The sequence below is a fragment of the Arthrobacter sp. K5 genome, from assembly GCF_040448525.1.
GTDB lineage: Bacteria > Actinomycetota > Actinomycetes > Actinomycetales > Micrococcaceae > Arthrobacter > Arthrobacter globiformis.
In genome coordinates, this window is sequence record NZ_CP159279.1 from 855709 (window position 1) to 875274 (window position 19566).

Annotated in this window: 15 protein-coding genes; 12 read left to right on the top strand and 3 right to left on the bottom strand. The window is 64.6% G+C overall.

The window, feature by feature from the left end; genetic code table 11:
- Nucleotides 1–200 precede the first annotated feature (200 nt).
- Together ABRP34_RS03725 and ABRP34_RS03730 are read left to right on the top strand one after the other, a co-directional pair.
- Complete coding sequence (locus tag ABRP34_RS03725; RefSeq protein WP_353712311.1) at nt 201–1727, top strand: recombinase family protein; 1527 nt, start codon at nt 201–203, stop codon at nt 1725–1727.
- 707 nt (nt 1728–2434) lie between these two features.
- Nucleotides 2435–4570, top strand: a complete 2136-nt coding sequence (locus ABRP34_RS03730) for a DUF262 domain-containing protein (protein ID WP_353712312.1) — start codon at nt 2435–2437, stop codon at nt 4568–4570.
- 314 nt (nt 4571–4884) lie between these two features.
- Here the strand turns inward: ABRP34_RS03730 and ABRP34_RS03735 are convergent, their stop codons facing one another.
- Nucleotides 4885–5355, bottom strand: a complete 471-nt coding sequence (locus tag ABRP34_RS03735) for a hypothetical protein (RefSeq protein ID WP_353712313.1) — start codon at nt 5353–5355, stop codon at nt 4885–4887.
- Entirely contained in the window at nt 5352–6512 is a 1161-nt protein-coding gene (locus tag ABRP34_RS03740; protein ID WP_353712314.1) for a PIN domain-containing protein, read from the bottom strand. Before ABRP34_RS03740 ends, ABRP34_RS03735 begins: the two co-directional genes overlap by 4 nt.
- Before the next feature lie 304 nt (nt 6513–6816).
- Here ABRP34_RS03740 and ABRP34_RS03745 point away from each other — a divergent pair, with 304 nt between their 5' ends.
- A complete protein-coding gene (locus tag ABRP34_RS03745) occupies nt 6817–8028 on the top strand; it encodes a hypothetical protein (protein WP_353712315.1) in 1212 nt (403 codons plus the stop codon).
- A 394-nt stretch (nt 8029–8422) separates the two neighbouring features.
- Here the strand turns inward: ABRP34_RS03745 and ABRP34_RS03750 are convergent, their stop codons facing one another.
- On the bottom strand, nt 8423–8809 hold the full coding sequence (locus ABRP34_RS03750; protein ID WP_353712316.1) for a helix-turn-helix transcriptional regulator: 387 nt from the start codon (nt 8807–8809) through the stop codon (nt 8423–8425).
- Between the two features lie 252 nt (nt 8810–9061).
- On the opposite strand from ABRP34_RS03750, the gene ABRP34_RS03755 reads away from it, so the two are divergent.
- From ABRP34_RS03755 to ABRP34_RS03795, 9 genes are all read left to right on the top strand, one after another.
- Entirely contained in the window at nt 9062–9436 is a 375-nt protein-coding gene (locus ABRP34_RS03755; RefSeq protein ID WP_353712317.1) for a hypothetical protein, read from the top strand.
- A gap of 99 nt (nt 9437–9535) precedes the next feature.
- Nucleotides 9536–11338 carry a hypothetical protein gene (locus ABRP34_RS03760; protein WP_353712318.1) on the top strand — a complete coding sequence of 601 codons (1803 nt, stop codon included), beginning with the start codon at nt 9536–9538 and terminating at the stop codon, nt 11336–11338.
- On the top strand, nt 11335–12330 hold the full coding sequence (locus tag ABRP34_RS03765; RefSeq protein ID WP_353712319.1) for a hypothetical protein: 996 nt from the start codon (nt 11335–11337) through the stop codon (nt 12328–12330). Before ABRP34_RS03760 ends, ABRP34_RS03765 begins: the two co-directional genes overlap by 4 nt.
- Before the next feature lie 36 nt (nt 12331–12366).
- Nucleotides 12367–12639: a hypothetical protein gene (locus ABRP34_RS03770; RefSeq protein WP_353712320.1), complete on the top strand. Its 273-nt coding sequence runs from the start codon at nt 12367–12369 to the stop codon at nt 12637–12639.
- Nucleotides 12636–13025, top strand: a complete 390-nt coding sequence (locus ABRP34_RS03775; protein WP_353712321.1) for a hypothetical protein — start codon at nt 12636–12638, stop codon at nt 13023–13025. Before ABRP34_RS03770 ends, ABRP34_RS03775 begins: the two co-directional genes overlap by 4 nt.
- A gap of 742 nt (nt 13026–13767) precedes the next feature.
- Complete coding sequence (locus ABRP34_RS03780; protein WP_353712322.1) at nt 13768–15129, top strand: hypothetical protein; 1362 nt, start codon at nt 13768–13770, stop codon at nt 15127–15129.
- Between the two features lie 268 nt (nt 15130–15397).
- Complete coding sequence (locus ABRP34_RS03785) at nt 15398–15649, top strand: helix-turn-helix domain-containing protein (RefSeq protein WP_353712323.1); 252 nt, start codon at nt 15398–15400, stop codon at nt 15647–15649.
- On the top strand, nt 15646–19095 hold the full coding sequence (locus ABRP34_RS03790; RefSeq protein ID WP_353712324.1) for a hypothetical protein: 3450 nt from the start codon (nt 15646–15648) through the stop codon (nt 19093–19095). The genes ABRP34_RS03785 and ABRP34_RS03790 overlap by 4 nt, the downstream gene beginning before the upstream one ends.
- A complete protein-coding gene (locus ABRP34_RS03795; protein ID WP_353712325.1) occupies nt 19079–19507 on the top strand; it encodes a hypothetical protein in 429 nt (142 codons plus the stop codon). Before ABRP34_RS03790 ends, ABRP34_RS03795 begins: the two co-directional genes overlap by 17 nt.
- The last annotated feature ends 59 nt before the right edge of the window (nt 19508–19566 follow it).

Sequence of the window (19566 nt, forward strand, 5' to 3'; positions counted from 1 at the left end):
GGGTGCCTGACCGATCGCGGCCAACCGAGCACGCCGGACCAGGAATCCCCACCCCACGCGTGCGAAAGCCGCTGAGGGCTCGCTCGCCGGACCAGGTCAGGGTCACCGCGCTGGGGGCGGACGGCAGTTGCCTCCACCCAAAATTCCGACACCCATCTCGCAAACCTTCTCCATGTACTGGTCAACTTTAAGATGGGTAAGTGGAAGCCAAGGAACCCGTCCTGAGAGAGTACCTCCGCGTGTCCCAGGACCGCTCAGGGACCGGCAAGAGCCCCGGACAGCAGCACGACGAGATGGCGACAGCAGCACGACAGAAAGGCTGGACCCTCCATCCGCGGCCGTACCGTGACACCGACCGCAGCGCCAGCAGATACGCCAGGAAGGCGCGCGAGGGGTTCGCCGAGCTGATGGCGGATCTCGAGGACGGTACCTTCGACGCCGACATGCTCGGCATCTGGGAGTCCAGCCGCGGCTCCCGCAGGACCGGTGAATGGATCGACCTGATCGAATTCTGCGCCGATCGCGGCGTGCTGATCTGGGTCATGACGCACAACCGCGTCTACGACCCTCGCAATGCCCGTGACCGCCGGAGCTTACGCGAGGACGCCTCGGATGCCGAGTACGAGAGCGACAAGACCAGCGAGCGGCTGCTGCGCGACATGCGCGCCAACGCCATGAAGGGCCGGCCTCACGGGAAGAACATATACGGTTACGAGCGCGTGTACGACCAGGTGACCCGGCAGCTCGTTGAGGTAGTCGAGCACCCGGAGCACGGACCGATCGTGCGGGAGGCGGGCAAGCGGATCCTCGCCGGCGAGACCTACTACTCGGTCGCGAAGGACTTCAACGCCCGCGGTATCCCGCCGCGGCGGTCCTCGTTCACACAGCGCCGTCGCGTCCTGGGTTGGACACCTCCGGCCATCAGGCAAATGCTATCGATGCCCGCCTATGCCGGGTTGCGGCAACACCAGGGGAAGGTACTCCAGGACGTCGAAGCGGTGTGGCCGCCGCTGCTCGAACCGGACGAATGGCACAGGCTGCAGGGAGTCATGGCCGGGCGGAGCCGGCAGAAGGCGAACAGCTGGCCGGCGAAACATCTGTTGGGCGGCATCGCCGAGTGCGGCGTCTGCGGTGCGGGTATGCGGATTGGCAAGCAGAACAAAGGCCGGCCTCGAATCGATAAAGAAACCGGCGAGAAACTGCCGCAAGAGCACTACAACACCTACTTATGCCAGGGCGCGCCTGGGAAGACGGGCTTCCACGTGGCCATGAAAGAGGACCACTTGGACCTGCTCGTCACCGAGGTCGTGCTGGCGCGGATCCAGCGCCCGGACTTCCTCGCCCGGGTCGGCCAGCAGGACGACGGCGTGGACGCTGAGCGCGCCGCTCTGCTGGAGGAGATCCGAGGCCACCGGGAATGGCTGGAAGAGGTCCGTGCGGAGGCCGAGAGGGTCCGGAACCTCAGCGCCCTGTTCGACCAGGAACGCCGGGTTGCCCCAAAGATCGAGGCTGCGCAGAAGCGGCTGGAGTCGTTGGCGGCGACCGACCCGCTGATCATCGAACTCGCTGGCGCGGACGACGTTGGAGCGCGTTGGGAGGACCTCTCCCTGATTGACCGGCGGCAGGTGATCCGGCTGCTTGTCACACCTAGGATCGGTCCGGTCGGCGAGGACTGGAAAGGCCGGAAGGGCATCAACCGAGACCGTGTGTCGTTTGCGTGGAAGTAAGAATTGTCGCTGCTCGCGACTAAAATGATGAGGACAGACGACCGAGAGTGTCGCCGCTCCGACGTGGGCGGTTGGTCGAGGCGGTGGGCCCGCCTCGTGCAAGGCCTAGCAGCGGGTGCGCCGCGCGAAGCACTCCTTCATTCGAAGGAGAACGCGCATGGCCGCACCCGCGACCACCGAGAAGAACACCCAAGCCGAAGAGCCGCTGAAAGAGTGGGCGAGGCGCATTGCCGCCGAGGCTCCCCCGCTCTCCGATGATCAGTTCCACCAGCTGCACGCCCTCTTCGTGGGCGGGTCAGCCCGGCGAGGGCGAGGGTTCCACGAGCCCGAGCGCAGGACGGCATGGGCACTCACAGCTAAGCCTGAACCAGCCCCGGACGATCTACGCCTGGGTTTGTTCGCGTCTCCGGGCTGGCAGGCCGCCCAACATGGCCCGCCATCGGCCCTGAGTGCTGGTTCGGTTTAGGGAAGCTCACGTCCAAAACATACCGTCCCTGGCCGACAAGGGGGCTTGAGTCCCGCGTCTCGTCGTCGCCGCCATATACGCGGGCAGTTCCGCTGGTTCAAAAAGAGCATCTGAATTGGGGTAGAAGAACCTGTCCAGCTCCCGGCTGAACGCGCGATGCTCGAACTGTTCCACGCGACACGCTGGCCCTGAAAAAAAGGACTGACCGCAATGCTTGGACCCTTAAGGCAGGCTTACCTTCGTGGAGACTTTCAAGCGGACGCCGCTACAGCTGTTCAACCTGCCGCAGCACTTCGTCATACCTCTGTTCCAGCGCCCCTACGTCTGGAAAGAGGATGAGCAGTGGGAGCCACTGTGGAAAGACATTCGGCGCGTTGCAGAGCTGCGCATGAGCGAGCCCCACCTGGCACCACAACACTTCCTGGGAGCCGTCGTTCTCCAGGCACAGGAAGCCGAGAGCGCGCGGCTCACCACATGGAATGTCATCGACGGCCAGCAGCGACTAACGACGCTGCAGCTGCTCGCCGACGCGGCGTGCGCCATCTTCGCCCAGGCAGGGCTTTCGAAGCACGCCAGCCAGTTGGAAGGCCTGACGCACAACTCCGAGAGCTTCATCGAGGAAGATGAAAGCCCGCTCAAGGTTCGGCACCTCAATAATGATCACGACGCCTTCCTGGAAGTCATGACAGCGGAGCCACCGATCGACCACTCTGACCTCAAGCACCAAGAATCCCGGATCGTTCATGCGCATCGGTATTTCACGACAGCAGTCTCCCAGTGGCTCGGGAACCCTGGCACAGACGAGTTTGCGGCGAAGGCCAAAGAACTCGCTCGCGTCCTGCTCGATGACCTGCAGCTGGTGACCATCGAGCTCAAAGCGTCCGAGAACTCGCAGGAGATCTTCGAGACGCTCAACGCCCGCGGGACTCCCCTGACGGCGGCGGATCTGATCCGGAACTTTGTGTTCCAGCGGCTTGAAGCTGAAGGCGGAGACACCAGGAAGGCCTACCGCGAGGACTGGCCCTTCGAGGCCAGGTTCTGGACGAAGGAGGTCAGCGTCGGTCGCTACCTCGTGAGCCGAAGCTCGCTCTTCTTCAACCAGTGGTTGATCTCTCGTACAGGTGAGGAGATCAGCCCGCAGTCGACGTTCACCAGATTCAAGTCGTACGTCGAGCACACAGCCGGGCACAAGATGGTTGACTTGCTCGCCGTGATCAAGCAGCAAGCTGCGCTCTATGAGTCGTGGACTGAAGCCTCGCTCAGGCCTGACGGCAATCTCGGCGCTGTCGAGATGGCTTTCCACCGCATGAATGCCGCTGGCATAGAGCTTCTTAAGCCACTCATGCTCTGGCTGTACGAACCCGGCAGGGATCTTCCACAGCACGTTCTCGACGCCGTGATCCGTGTCGCAGAGAGCTGGGTCATCCGTCGGCAACTGCTTCGCCTCACGGGCTCGGATCTCGGCCGCATCGTCGCCGATGTTATCCACGCCAACTCCGATGTCGAAGCCAGCGAACTGGTCGAGCGCGTCACCGGGTACCTCGCCCGTCTCAATGTCTCCAGCACGTATTGGCCTGGGGACGACGAGATCAGGGTGGCGCTCAAGGATGAGCCCGCCTACCGCCGTTACCCCCGCCCTCGCCTGCGCATGTTCCTGGAGGCGATCGAGAACCACTTCCGCGCCGAAACCAAGCAGGCACAAGTCGTGCGATCCGGGCTTCCTATCGAACACATCCTTCCGCAGAAGTGGCAGGACAACTGGCCACTGGACACACCTGAGGAACAGCAGGACCGTCAAGCTCATGTGCACCGCCTCGGCAACCTGACACTCCTGACCTCTCCCCTCAACTCGAAGGTCTCCAATGGCCCGTGGCCGGCCAAACGCCACGCGATGCTCAAGCACAACACGATCAGTCTGACCGGGCGGGTGGTCGCGGACACCGAAGGAGAGGTGTGGTGTGAATCGCTCATCGACCACCGGACAGAGGTCCTGGTCGAAACGTTGCTCAGGGTGTGGCCTGTCCCCGACGGACACAAAGGTCAGGTAGTCGACCCCCAGGCCAAGGCGGAAGATTGGGTCCAGCTCAAGCACCTGATTGCTGCTGGTCTCCTTTCCCCGGGCGACAAGCTGATCGCCACGCACCGCGACTTCAAGGGCGTCGAAGCGCTGGTCAGGTCGGACGGATCGATCGAGCTAGATGGCAAGCGTTTCACCGCCCCGTCATCGGCCGGCCACCACCTGCGCAAGAAGGCCACGAACGGCTGGTACTTCTGGGCTGTCGCGGACGGGCGTCGGCTGCGGGACCTTCGCGCGCAATTCCAGAGCATGTCAACTTCAGTACCGGCCGACGCAGAATCAGACGAGGAAGGAAGCTGAACGCACGGAACTGCCTCGGACCAACTGACGCATCGCCAATGCCCTATGCGGCCGTGCCGCGGCTGGGGGTTCAAATCCCACCGTCACCGCCACGTAGAAGGCCCCAAGAAACGATCTGACAAGGATCTGACAAGACTTCTAGGATTGTTCTGACTCTCAAAGTGACGACATTGAACCCGCTCTGTCCAGGCACAATCGCGTTCCGCATCGGGCCGCCCTTCGGAGCAGGATCGTCTGAGAGGTGCCGGCATCCCCGGACACCAGATGTCGCGGCCTACAGGATTCCTTCTCCGAATGCGCATCGTACGCAAGCCTCACTGCTCGGAGTAAGTCACGCGTTCGACGTCCCTAAAGATGGCGTGGGCGGGCTGGTGCCTGACCCAGCCGAGGCCGTCCCAGAACTTCCTCGATTCGACGCCGTCGTTCAAAGCAATCAGGCGTGGCAACGGGTTTTGATCCCGGATCGCCCGAATCGCCGCGCGGCCAACGCCCTTGCGGCGCATGGGGACCGCGACTTCGAACGCGAGGATGTCGAGCTGCCCGTGCGGGAGGTCGCCGAGGACAGGGTCAGCACGCGCGCCCGTCATGACGTACTTGCAGCGCGCGACTTCTCGATCGCCGAGCACGAACGACACCCAATGGTCTTCGATTGGCGGTTCGCTCTCGTACTTGTCCCGCCACCACAGCATCTGGAAGTCGGAAGAGCTCTCGTAGGTCGGGGTCCAGTACCGGCGCTTGCGCACGGGCGTCCTGTTGACCATCTGGAGACTTTCGATACCACTCATTGAGCGACTGTACTCGATCCCATGCAGCACCTCGGACTGGCTGCCGCCTCTTCCTCGCGACCCTGCGATCCTGCGGCCGACGGCTGGGCCTCTTCCTTGTCGTGGAGCTCTATGCTGGTCACGACTGGGTCGCCGCCGCTAACGTCCAGCTCGACGGCGGCTCGAACCCTGATCAAGGCATCGGCCTCGAAGTAGTGATTGTTGAGCTCAGGACCGACGTGAAATGGCTCATCCTCGCTGCCTAGCCAGTCTCCCTTGTAGATGGCCCCATCGAGGTAGAGGTCGACGTCTGCCGCAGCGGTGACCTTGGAGCCGTCCTCCTCCAGGTCGAAATCGGTGACGAGCTCGAGCTCGGAGATCTGAGGGTTCTCGAAACCGGGCACGGTGAACTTGACGAAGGCGGGGTAGTCGTAGTCTCCGCCGTGCACCAGCTGAATGCCGACTTCTTCGCCGGCCAGAGCGTAAACCGCCTCGGTCGCGACGTTCACCCGCGAAACCTCATCATGGGTCTTGATTACGGCCAGAACATGATTGAGGGCCTTGGCGTTCGCGATGCGCCCGTGGTCGACGCCGCGCGCATCGAGGTCCTCAAGGAGGTCCGGGTGGATCTTGACCGTCTCGACTCTCTCGACGAAGCCGTTGTCAGCAGTGACGAACAAGACGGTGTCGCCGGAGTCCGCGCCGTCGAGCACCGCGAGCACCGTTTCCCAGATCACCACGTCCCTAAAACCGAAGCTCTTCTTCTTCCGCTCCTGTTCGGTTTCGAGGAATGGACGTCGACGGGCCAGATCGCGTTCCACAAGCTTCTTGACGTCGATGTCGGGCGTGGGTTCCATCGAGACGCCGTCTCGTCCGAAGAGCTCGGCGAATGCCCCGTCGAATTCGCTGTCGATCCTCCCGAAGGTCGCCTTCAAACGGGCCTTGGACTCACTGACGTTGAGGCCGGCCTTCTGCATCTCGTCCAATGCCTCGTCTGCCGTTTTCCACGCCTTCTCGGCTGCTTCACGGCGCTGGCGGAGGATCTCGTCGCGCACTACCTCCGGAACAATGAGTCGAATACGGCCTTCTGAGGCGAGGTCCACGAGTGCTCGGCCATGCTGGCCCGTCAGCCATGCGTCCGAGTGGAGGGCGTTTGTATCAAGCACGACGATGAGCATGAGGCCATCTTGCCCGGACATGTACAGTTCATGCGAGTTCCGGTCGGAGACCTTCAATATGGATACGACGGACTGCAGGACTCCCAGCCCAACGATGCCCGAAAGCTATGGGTCGCCGTGCCGGAACGTCCCGGTCGGATCGTCGAAGGAGCACAGCTAGGCCGGTCCGCGTCCGGTCGCCCGCCGTTTGACTGCCGGACGTGGGTGCTGACCGGAGTATTGGAAGGACTTTCACCACCTCTGAGGTGTGCCGGGCTGCGGAACGCACTCGCTGCATCAGCACACTCCCAGATACCCTTCGAAGATGAGCGAAGAGCCTGACGAAACGATTGAGCCGGCCGACGAGGTAGAGCTGATGCGAGACGGGGAGAACCTCCTCGTCGTCGGAAGCAGCAAACGTGCTGTAGAGGGCTTCATGCGCTCGGCTGGCCTGCTGGAGCGTGCCAGGGTGATCACCTCCCAGCAGCTCGTGCCGATGCTCCGCACTGCCTCAGAAGTGACCCAAACAATCGCGGACGACGTCGCGGAATCGGGGTTGTGGGTCAGACTCACTGGGGAGTCGGCCCAGGCGATCAAGGAGTTCGGGCTCACTGAGACCGACGTCCCCGGCGTGGCCTACGCAATGGCGGGCCGCCCCGGCGACATCAAGCAATGGCTGAAGATCAGCACCTCGACAGGTGCAAGGCTCACGAACCCCGGTATGCTCTCCGGCGTCGCCGGCGGGCTTGCGCAGGCGGCTAGCCAAGCCGAGGCCGAGCAGCTGCGGGCTCTGCTGGAGTCCTTGGACGCAAAGATCGATAAAGTGCTCCGCGGCCAGCGCGACGAGGTTCTTGGTCCTCTAAGGGGCGTTGAGCGGCATCTCCGCTCCGCTCAGACGTTCCTGCGGATTCAGGGCGAGGTCGACACGCAGGAGTGGGACAAGATCGCCGGAGCTCCGCAGAGGATCCGGGAGATCCAGTCCACGGCGGTCGAGAAGCTGCGCGGCGTCGCTGCAGACATGGAGCAGCACAAGCGCGTCGGAGACCTCGACGCCCACCTGCCGGAGCTGAAAAAGCAGGTCGAGCTGTGGGTTGGAGTGATCGCGCGCTGTTTCACCGCCCTGGACGAGTTCTCTGCGCTCGAACTGGAGCACACGGCGATGATCGCTCCGAGCAAACTCGACGCCAAGCGCCGGGCGATCCAGGAGGACCGGCAAGAGGCGATCATCGAACTGTCCGACGGTGTCGCCGATCTGATGGGCCAGATGACGGCAAGCGCCGAGAGCGCCAATAAGAACGTGGTGGGGCACCCCAAGAAGTCGCCTAGGGTGCTCGGCACGATCAAAGAATCTCGAGGCTCGGTTAAGAATCTCTATGACGCGCTCGGTCTCGAGATCGACTGGGACGACATCACGGCAAAGCAGTGGCGGGCCGCGTTGCTGGAGGTCGAGCAGGTGAAGAACGCCCTCGCCGAAGGCGGGTCGGTCACCTGGGAGAAGGGCAAGCCGGTGCTCAAGGGCTCGCCATCGCAGGAGTAACAGCCATTGCAGGCGCTTTGATCACCGGCAAGGGATCGCTAGGCGGCGACAAGACGCCCGAAGCCTAACGCGACTGGGGGCGCTGATCGTGGTCGATCAGCGATGCGGAACTTTTGCGGAAAACCCTGCGGAACTGCCATGCAGGAGAGTTTCCGCAAAAGTTCCGCACATGCGTTCGCCCAGGTCACGTATGGAAGTCGGCCCGAAATTTGCGGAACTGCGGACGGAACCCACCTACTTCTCTCCTCACACGTTGGAAGAAGAGAAGGTATTGGCTGAACCAAGAGAAACGTGGGGGCGGGTTCCGCAGTTCCGCGTGGCGTGCTCCCTCCCGCCCGGCTGACTAACCTCCCTGACCGAGCCCGACCAGTCAGTCCATCCTGAGATCTGGCGATCATTCTCCGCGCGACGCCATCAGCTCGGCGATTGCACGCTCAGTCGCATCGATCGAGGCCTGCGCACGCTCGAGTTCGCCCTTTGCCTGGTCGAGCCGCCAGACGTACTCCGAGAGCTGCGACCGCAGCTCGTCGATCCGCTCGTCGATCGCATCGCGATCCCGCAGCAGTGTCGCTAGCGGCACGCCGAGCTTCTCGGCGATCACTACCGCCTCGTCGAGCCGGACCGGGCGGTCGCCCTTTTCCATTCGGGAGATCGCACTGGCGTCGACGCGGTGATCAAGCGTGGCGGTGAGGTGATCTGCGAGCGCAGCCTGGCTGACTCCCGCGCGCCCTCGCTCGTCGCGGAGACGGCGGGCAAAGATTGGTCCCGGTAATGACGACATCCCGGTTCTCCTTATTCTCGAGCGATTCATGCTCGTCAAGCATCTCATGTCGTCAATAATCTTGCACTGAGCGCATGCTCTGGATAGACTGATGTCAGGTGTTCATTCAATACGAGCGGCACCGACCGAGAGGCCCGGAGTGAGGGCGTCTGAACTCGAGTAATCGGGAGCCGAGCAAGACGGACTCGGAAGTCCCCGCAGCGGACCACGGAAACTGCGGACGGCGATTCATCGCATCTCAGGAGAATCGCAATGTCCGCTACCTCAGTTGCCATCACCCCCACCGGTGCCGACGATCTCTCACTCACCTTGCATGAGGCATCTGTCGCAGGCTGGGGTCACGCGCAGACGCTGCGTCGGCGTATCAAGGCGGGCAAGCTGCCCGCCGAGCGCGTCGACGACCGCGGCACGTTCATCGTGCGGCAGTCCGACCTGATGCGACAGCCCGATTTGGTGCGCCTGCGGAAGTCGAAAGGCCTGCCGGCGCTTCCCACCGAGCGCCCTGTCGCCGCTGTTCCCGCCGATCTCGACGACCTCGCTGCACTGGCAGCACGCATCGTCTCGACTTGGCCTCGACTCTCCGCTGAACGCAAGAGCGAGCTCGGCCGCCTCCTCGCGTCCCCGTGACGACATGAAAAAAGCCCCGCCAAAGCGGGGCTTTCCTCAAATCTCAACCCATCTGGATCGCGAGTTCGCACCTCGCACCTGACCCGAAGGGATACTCCCATGGTACCTGACCGTGAAACTCCGACCAAGGCCACCCACGGCGACCCCGAAGAGCTTCAGGCCTTCGCCGAGAGCACGCAGAAGCCTGAGAAGAAGTCGGCGGCGCAGCAGCTCGTCCAGCTGGCCTTCGATTGCTACGACCTCGGCGTCGACACCGACGACAAGCCGTTCGCCGTCCGCAAGGGCGGCCACGTGACTCGTCCGCTCAAGGGCGGCAAGCGCGCACTCCGCAAGGAACTCGGCGGTCTCTTCTATCGTCTGACCGGCAGGACCGCGTCCCAGAACGCGCTGGCGGAAGCGATGGAGGTGCTGGAGCACGAGGCCACCGAGGGCGAACCCCGGGAGCTGTCGCTCCGCATCGCCCGACCGAATGATCACGAGATCTACGTCGATCTCGGCGACCAGACCGAACGAGTCGTTCACATCACCCCGGAAGGCTGGCAGATCCTCGACGGCGACGCCGACGTGCCCGTGCTGTTCCGGCGCTCCGCCCTCACCCTGCCGCTGCCGACCCCCGAGACCGACGGCGACCTCGATCAGCTCTGGACCTTCATCAACGCCCCCCGCGACCACGACCGCCAGGTGATCCGCGGCTGGCTCGTCGGTGCCGTGGTGCTGGTCGGCCTGCCCTGCCCGGTCCTTGCGGTCCTCGGCGAGCAGGGCACCGCCAAGTCGAGCGCGCTCAAGCGCGCGTTCCAGCTGTTCGACCCTACGAAGGCTGAAGTGCGGATGCCTCCGAAGGACGCCAGCAAGCTCCTCCACTCCCTGCACGGCTCGCGCACCACCGGCTTCGACAACCTCTCGTCCATCCCCAAGTGGATGAGTGACATCCTCTGCCAGGCCGTCACCGGAGGCTCCGACGTGGACCGGGCCCTGTACACCGATGACGAGCACCGGATCATCGAGTTCCAGGGCGTCGTCGGCTTCACCGGCATCGACGTCGGAGCCCTCGCCGGCGACTTCGCCGAACGTTGCGTCTGGGCCGACCTCCGTGTGATCCCCAGGACCGAGCGCCGCTCCGAGCGGGAACTCAACGCGCTGTGGAACAAGGCGTACCCGTCGATGGTCGGCGGCCTGTTCGACCTCGTCGCACAGACCCTGCGGAAGCTCCCGGAAGTTGACCTCGTCGAAAAGCCCCGCATGGCCGACTTCGCCGAGGTCCTGGCGGCGCTCGACCTCGCCACGGGTGCGAGCGGCCTGAAGCATTACTCGCGGTCGCAGGAGTCGGTCTCCGAAGAGATCGTGGCCACCGACAGGTTCCTGGCCGCGATCTCGGAGAAGATCACCCAGCGTTGGGAAGGCACGGGCAAGGAGCTGTACGCCCTGCTGCCGCGGCCCGTCGACGACAAGTACTGGCCCGAGCAGAGGGGGGTCAGCGGGAAGTTGAAGAAGGTCGCACCGGACCTGCGCAAGGCCGGGTGGGTGGCCGACGAGATCGTGCCCGATCCGATGAGCAAGCGGGCCAAGACGTGGGTCCTCGTGCCTCCTGGGCTCGATCGGGTCACTGCAGCGGACATCGCCGCCGTCCAGGTCGCCCGCGAGATGCACGATCGCGACTTGCAGAGGTGGGTCGAGCAGCTCGTCGCTGACGGCATGCCGCCGGAGGTCGCCGCGGAACGGGCGTCGGTCCTCCGCGACAGCCCGAACTTCAACGGCGATCCCGCTCTGCAGGCCATGGCCGTGACCTCGCAGGCCATCGACCAGCGTCTGTTCGGCGACCTGAGTCGTCTGGGCCTCACCCTGGTCGAGTTCGACCGGCTCGTCGCCGACCGCCAGGCCGCCGTCGCCGAGGAGCAGGGATGAGCGCCCGCATCTCTCCCCACGACCTCTTCCCGGAGTTCTACAGGAACAGTGCGATCCGCGTCTTGGCCGGCGCTGCGCGCTGGACCGTATCAGGCCGGCTCGGAGACGACGCCGACGTTAAGGCCAAGGCTCCGATCGACGTCCGCGCACTGCTCGACCTCGGCCGGGTACGGGGCGCTTGGAGCATCGGCGACGTCTGCCTCGTCACGCTCGCCGAGCTGACTGATCGGCTCCCGGACGCCGCGAATCATGCGTTCTACCTGCAGGCCCAGAGCGACGGCCTCATGGTCCTCGACATCGAACCTGACTGCCCGTCGGACGTCGCAGCAAACCTGTTGGCGCTTCCCGGGCTCATCTACTCGGAGACCTCGATGTCGGGCCGCGGGTACCACCTCGTGGCTGCGCTCCCGGAGAACTTTCATGACCACGGCATCGCGTCGTCGAACCGCGTGCTCCGCGAGGAGCACGGATGGTACGAGATCCTGCTCGACCACTGGGTGACCTTCACGCGGCGGCCCATCGAAGAAGATGTCCTCACACGAGCCAGGGAGATCGACCTCAGTTCCGAGCCCTTCGCGTCGCTCGAGGACGCATACGCGTCGCTGGCGGAGAAGGCGAAGGCTTCGTCGAGCGCCCGGGCGAAGGCTGTGCCGACCGCGGGCGACATCCCACGGATCAAGGGCGGCCAGCAGATCATCGAGCGGACGCTGGAGGGCGCACGGCCACGGCTGAAGTGCCTCGACGACTTCGCCGGCGACCACTCGCGCTGGGAGTTCTCTCTCCTCGGAACCCTGTTCCGCGAGATGCGCCAGCACTTGGTCGTCATCGGCTTCCAGCGCCGCACGACCTATTCGGCAGGAGACCAGGCCTGGCTGCTCTACCAGGCGGCGCTTGAGGCGATCCCGAGCCGAGCTAAGCACGAAGAGCGGCGCAACGGCCGACCTTTCCTGCTCGATCGAGCCGCCGCGATGGTCGCTGCAAATGCCCGCTGACGTCCTGGCAGTCCCCACCACAACGAAGGAGAAGAGATGTTCAAGAGCGAAGCCATCCTCTACGGCGACCGTGTCCCCGGCCACCCGCTCAGCGCGGTGCCCGCCGGCTGCTGGCGCAGGATCACGCTGACCTATCCCGATGGCGACGTCGTCGTCCGCGCCTTCGCCGAACGCAGCCCGGACTCGGAGAGGAACTACCGCGAGACGATCCTGCGCACCCAGGTGCGCGCCCCCTCGAACGTGCGGTGCGTCGTGACGCCCGAGGACGGCACGACGTCCGAGGCCGAGACGTGGGGAGCCCCGCTGTGATCCCGGAACGCCTCCGCCGCCGGGCAGCCGGCCTCCGCCACTGGGCGGACGGCGTCCCCGCCCAGTTGGCCGCGGTCGAGCTGCTGGTCTCGTTCGGCGCGGGCCGCCTCGTCGACGGCCCCTGGGTCCGTCCGGGAGGCTTCGGTTCGTTCTGGTTCGACCCTGACGTCGCCGCGGAAGAGGGCGGACATCTGAGCGGCGGGGAGCGCCGCGTGCAGGCCATCGCGTCGTCGCTCGCCAGCGCCGTGCACCCCGTCGACCTCAGCGATGCCGCCACGGGCCTCGACCCCGACGCCCTGCGGTTCGTGCTCCATGCCCTCGCGTGCGCGGGCGGACATTCAGCGAGCACCGACGCACCTGAATGGGACCACAATGAGCCCCGCTGAAGCCCTCTACGAGACGTCGCGGGGTCCAACGCGGTCGGTGGCCTTCATGGGCCGCCGACCAGACCTGGCGGAGACCATCGAACGCCGCGCCGAAGACCTCGATGAGACCTCGAACTGTCCAATTGCACTAGACGTCGTGAGGAGCCCCGAACGACGCCCCGCAGCGCCCCTCGAAGGTCCAGGACGCGACCGTCAGGAGCCCTCGAAGAGTCCAGCGCCCAGCAAGACCGGAGCCGGCCCAGGTCGGGAACGTCGCAAGACCGTTGCGAGACCCGGATCGGACCCACGCAGGACCGCGCAGCGACGCCTCGTGCGGTCCTGCGTGGTCTCGGGGCTGCTTTTCGATCCCGTGGGCACGTGGAACTTCGCGGACGTGGCCGCAGGGTTCCGTGAGCTGCCCCTGTGGGGCGGCGAGAGGAGCTTGGGCGTTCCGCGCTCGGGCAGGTTGCCCGCGCAGCGGCCCCCGGAGGGCCCCGGAGGGCCCCGGACATTCAGGAGCGGAGCGAGTGAATGTCATACGGGGCTAAGACATCTCATGTCGGCGGGTGCCAGAGGCTCCATCTCCGGGTGCAGGGTCCCGGTGATGGAGAGGTGCCCACCGACATGAAATGTCGCGCTGCGTCGATGGTCGGGGCCGCGGAGCGGGATGGGTCCCCGGCCTTCGACGAAGCGCTGTCGAACGGTCCCGTCAGGGATCGATCGGCGTCCGAAGTCGTCACATCAATGAAAGCGAGGAATCATCATGAGCGAACGGACCGGGCACGCTGCCTTCCACCTCAAGCACGTCGCTCACGGCGTGAGCGGCAACCGCGCAGACAGACGCGCGATTCTTCACGAGTCGATGCGTCACCTCGACACCAAGGACATCCAGCGGCACGCCACGAAGAATCCATCGATTGTGCCGACCGACGCTCATTTGAACACCGCCTTCGTCAACAACGGTGCGGGCGGATTCAGGACGGCAAACAAGATCAAGGAAGTCCTCGACTACGGCGAAGCTCGCCAAAAGCGCGTGCGCCGCAAGATCAACGAGAAGCAGGTGGTGACGAACCTCTTCGTCGTCCACCTGCCAAAGACGATGTGCATCGAGGTGCCGAACTACTACCCGCGGCTGAACGAGGACGGGTCCGAGCGCCTGGACCCGGTCACGGGCGAGCCGATGTCCAGGTCACGCTGGGTCGCCAGGGATCACGACGAAGCCATGCGCTACTTCCATGACGCGATCGACCGGCTCGGAGGCCACGTTGTCCCCGGAGGGCAGGACGCGATCCATGGCTGGGCGACAAACTTCGACGAGTCGACGCCCCACATCCAGATCATGGCCGATCCCTTCGCCCCCGATCCGAAGGCTCCGGACGACAAGCCTGACGCGCTGCGGACCGAGCATAATCAGGCTTACGGGTCTCACCGAGAGGTCACGGACGAGCGCGGCCGCCAGATCAGCGGGCCGGCGAAGATGCGATGCCATCAGGCCGGCTTCCGCGCACACATGGTCGCGCTCGGCTGGCCCGTGCAGGAGGAGGTCTCCGAGCGGCACGGTAAGGAGCTGTCGAAGCGCGAGTTCGAGGCGGCGATGGACGCCGCCGCCGAAGCCAACGCCGCTCTTGAGGGCGCGAGGGCGACGTCCGCGGCCAACAGGGCGAAGGTCGCAGCATTCAAGGAGAAGGTGGCCGAGATCCGGAGTGAGTTCGATACGCGCTCCGCCGAGCTCGACGAACGGGAGGCCGCGCTGCCGCGGCTGCGACGGCGCATCGCCGAGGAGACGCGGGACGAGGTGCGCAGGCAGTGCTACGCGGCCGAGCGCAGCGCAGCGAAGGTCCAAGCCGACGAGGCGCTCAAGGCCTATCTCGAGCGGCTCCGGTCCCAGCCGATCCCGCTCATTGTCGAGGAGTACCTTGACCGGACGAATCCAAGCGGCCGCTCCTACCGTCGCGGCTTCGAGCGATTCGTCGATCAGCGCCTAGCGCGGTTCGAGGTAGAGCATGGCGTGGCCGGAGACCTCGAACTCGAGCCCGGCGACCGCGAACAGTTCATCGAGGACGGCGGGGAGCAGCTGGCCATCGAAGTCGCCCGGTTGCAGCGGCAGCGGGGTTATGGCGAGTAATTTCTCGATTTTTCTTTGACTGATATCCGAGCCTAAACGGGCCTTCTCAGCCGCGACGACCTGAAACAGCAACCAACGCTCGACTACAATTTGAAGCACGCAGGGCAACCTCTCATGAGGGAGTCCGCCGGACGGTGAACCCTTCTATGCATTCTCTCTGGCGAGAGACGATGCGTTCCCGTCGGAGCGTCTGGCGTAACAGCCTGCGCGACCGAGCGACGCCGGACTCGGACTTGATGATCATTCCAAGTCCGAGGAGGCCCGGGATATGTCTACCCCGAGAACCATCCGCGACCGTATCCGCGAGAACGTCCTCGCTGGCGGCCGCGATTACCTCAGCTCAGCAGAGGCCGCAGAATATCTGGGTTTCGCGGAGCAGACGCTGCGGGGCTGGCGCGCGAAGCACCGCGGACCGCGTTACCAGAAGGTATCCGGCGGCGTGCGCTACTACATCACTGATCTCGATGTCTGGCTCGACGACCAGTTCGTCGATGCCGCTACCGGCGGTGACGGCCGATGAGCAGCGCTGTCTTGACTCACATGCGGTCGCTGCGCAGAGGGCTCCTGCGTGTAGTCGGCCTGGCCGTCCTCACTGCGCTGGTTGCACCGCTGCTGATGGCGGCGTTTGCCCCGTCCGCGCACGCTGACGGGGAAGAGCCCGACAATTACAGCTTGTACGCCCTCTCAAGCAACGCTTCGACATACTTTAGCCAGGAGAACGCTCCTAAGAACGACGGCTTGCATGAGAACTGGCACCCGATCACGAGCAACCCCGCAACAGGCGGTGCCATGCTCGGTTACGCTGACCCGGAGTTCAGCCCCGGCGACATCGTGGGTTGGTTCTTCGCGGAGGTCTCGGGTTCATCGCAGACCATCGCTTACGACACCTTCCACAGCAAGGCCTCCGATGAGCAGCCTGGCACGTACTCCGGCATGCTCGACTACGCCCACTTCGGCGCTGCAAACGCCGACCTTGGTCTTGACACTATGTCATCGGGCGTCGGAGGACAGATCGTTGCGCTCATGGGCGGCGGGATCATATGGGCGCTCTACTTGCTGGCTCTGGCCGTAGGCACCGTGTTCTGGCTGGTCATTCAGTTGCTGAAGGCGTTGAACCCCTTCATGTGGTTCTACCAGGCCGTCGCTGGCGTAACGGTAGACGGTGCACCCAGCGCCCACCAGCAGGAGATGGCCGACGGCATGACGGGTGGCGACGCCGGAGGCGGTGCGCTGGCGGGCCTGCAGCACTGCATCGCAAGCTGGTACGGCCTGCTCCAGTCCATTGCCTGGGAGGCATTGGTCCCGCTCTTCATCGGCTTCCTGATTATCGGCCTGGTCCTCTTCAAAAAGATGGACCGCGGTTCGGCAATCAAGAAGCTCATCGTGCGCGTCGTCTTCATCGGCGTCGGCCTGCCGCTCATCGGCTCGATGTACACAGGTGTCCTCAACAAATTCGACGATTCCCTGATCGGACAGCACGCGGGCCCGACGCGGGTCGTGCTATCGACCTACGTCGACTTCAACGCCTGGATGATGAACGACCGCCTGGGTATCCCAGACGAGGCCTCGATCTCGTGGGACGGCGGCCAGGCCGGCTCAGAATCGATGATGTCGGTGCGCAACACCGCTTTGGCAATCAACAAGCAGTCGCACGGCGACACGTATGCCGACATCAACGTCGGCAAGAGGACTGATAGCGCCGAGGCGGCATGGCGGAACGGCACGGTTGACACCGGCGGCTCCGCCGGAGACGACGTCCATGCGGTATTTACCACGTTTGGAATCCTCAATAATTACATTGCGGGCCGCGAAATCGCCGCGTCCGACTTTGAGTCGGGGATCAAGACGTCGATCACCAACCTGGACGTGATGCCCACTTACAGCGTCCTGAACGGCAAGGTGGACGCCAAGGAGGACTGGTTCGTCAACAAAGCGAGCTATGGCGATGTTGAGAGGTTCGGCGAAGAGAGGGGCCCCATCCCGAGCCAGCACCCCGTGATAGCGACCGGCGGCCTCGAGGGCCTGACTTCGTCGAAACCCGGCGGGAACACGACGACCTTCACGACCACGGGCACGAAGGGCGGATGCGGCTTCACGGTCCTGGACAGCAACGGCGACGTCGCTTCGTGCAACCTCTCAGCCCTTGCGGCTTACAACTACCTGAACACCGGCTTTGGCCCGGATTCGATGAAGATGTACTCGTCGAACAAGGCCATGAGCGGAATGACCCGCGAGAGCCACATGGCGGTCAGCCAGGTGGGTACGGGCCCGGCGAAATTCATGTACTGGCAGAACGCGGTCACGGTGCTGGGCTGCATTTCTCTCCTGGGTTTCTGGTACGCCATCGGGATGCTGGCCGGAGCGGTCAAGCGGACCTTCAGTCTCGTGGCTGCGGTCCCCTTCGCCACGCTTGGTGCTGTATCGGCGATAGCGAAGGTCATCGTCTATTCGGGGGCGCTCATCCTCGAGGTGATCGTCACGCTGTTCATCTACCAGTTCGTCTCGGAACTGCTGATTTCGATCCCTGACATCATCGCCGGCCCTGTGTCGTCCCTGATGGACCCGAACGGCTTCTTCGGCAGTCCGGCGCTCGGCGGGATCGTCGTGGTGCTCCTGACGCTCGTTTCGTCACTTCTCATCATTGGCGTCACGTTCTCCCTGCTGAAGGTGCGCAAGGTGGCCCTGCAGGCGATGGACGAAGTGTTCACCAAGCTCGTGGACAAGTTCCTCGAAACCAGCCCTGCCCCAAAGCCGGAGAAGAGTGCCGGAATGCCATCGGGCTTGGCCAACGGGGCTGTCGCGGGAGTGGGCGCTGGCCAGAAGAAGGTCGCTCACGGCTTGGGCGGGAACCCCGGAGGGGGTTCTAAGGCCCCGAGCGGCAGCGGCAAGACCGCCTCGACCAATGCCGGTGGCTTGAACGGCCAGCAGGGCCTTCCGGTTGGTGGCCGGAAGCTCGCAATCGGCCCTGGCGGCGGCGAGGCCAGCCATCAGGACAGCGCTTCGGATGGCAACGGCATTCACCGTGGCCTCGACGGTCCCGGCGATTCGCCCCGCGCGCTTCCCAGCGGTAGGGGCTCCGAGGGTGCGGATGGTGGTGGCCAGTCTGACGACCAGGGCGCTCCGCTGCAGCTCACCACCGACCGGGCGGGAAGCTCTCACTCGGCCAAGGACACTGCTCAGCAGCTGAGCGACCAGGGCGGCTTGTCGAACCTCGGCTATCACACCGACAGGCAGCCGGGCACTCCCGGCGGCAAGGGCGGCGTCTCACTAATGAAGATGGAGAAGGGAGCTGACGGCGTGTTCCGTCCGGCCTCGTCGGGCTCCGACTCTGCCTCGGGGTCCGGTCCGGATAGCCACGATGGCTCGGACGTGGGCAGTGTCCCGGGAACCGGATCGGGCGGCTCGGCTGCCCCGACCAACGGCGGCCGCAAGGCGCTTCCGGGCCACAGCTCAACGCGGTTCGCTAGTGCCGTGGAAGGTGCCGTTCCTGCCGGTGCCGCCGGCCCTCCTGCACCGCGGTTCGGCGGAGCGATCGCGGTCCCTGCAAGGGCTCGATCTGCTGGATCCTCGAGTTCAGACGAGTCAGGTCAAGGTGAAGGTAACAGCCGACAGGCTGCACCGCGCACGGGATCGACGCGTTCGGGCGACGGTCCACAGAATCGTCATGCGACGCGGCGTCAGCAGGCTGCACCGCAACAGCGCCAACAGCCTCCGACATCGGGCTCGCATCTTGCGTCCTCCGGTCAGCGTCCGGCTCCGGTCAAGAACTCAAAGCCGACAACGGCCGCGGTTCAGCACCGGAGTGAGCTCGCTCAAAAGAGCGCACGAGTCCCGGCGAAGATGCAGGAGCAGCCCAAGGCTCCCAGCCGTACCCGTCGTGCGGCCGAGCCGATGGTGCCGTTCCAGATGATCAATGACAGGAACAAGACCAAGGACGAAGGAGCGGACGATGAGCAACAGTATTAGCGCCCAAGCACGGGCCGAGTTCCCGAAGGGGTGGTGGCGCTCCGCGCACTGGTGGGGTGCCGCGATCAAGAGGGACTTTTCATCCCTCGTCGTGATTGCTGCACCGGCACTGCTGCCGAACAAGGCGGTCCAGGCCGTTCGTCACCGCCGCGATCCGAACCGGCTCGCTCAGATCAACGGGGAGGGCTTCGCCTACGGCTTCTTCGGAGCTGTATGGGTGATTGTGATGTTGATCTGGGTAACCGCCGGACGGGCCGAGATGCTTCCACTCATGCTCGGGCTGGGCTGCTTCTCCATCCTGAACGCCGTGGTGGCGGGCACCGTCGTGGGAATCTTGATCGCCTCGTGGATTCGCCGGCGCACCGGCGACGCCGCTCTTCCGTCCACGGCTCCCACCGAGCCCCGAGCGTAGAAAATGGTGAATCTGGTGGTTGGGCCTTAGCCCGTGACACGATAAAAAGAAGCCCACCC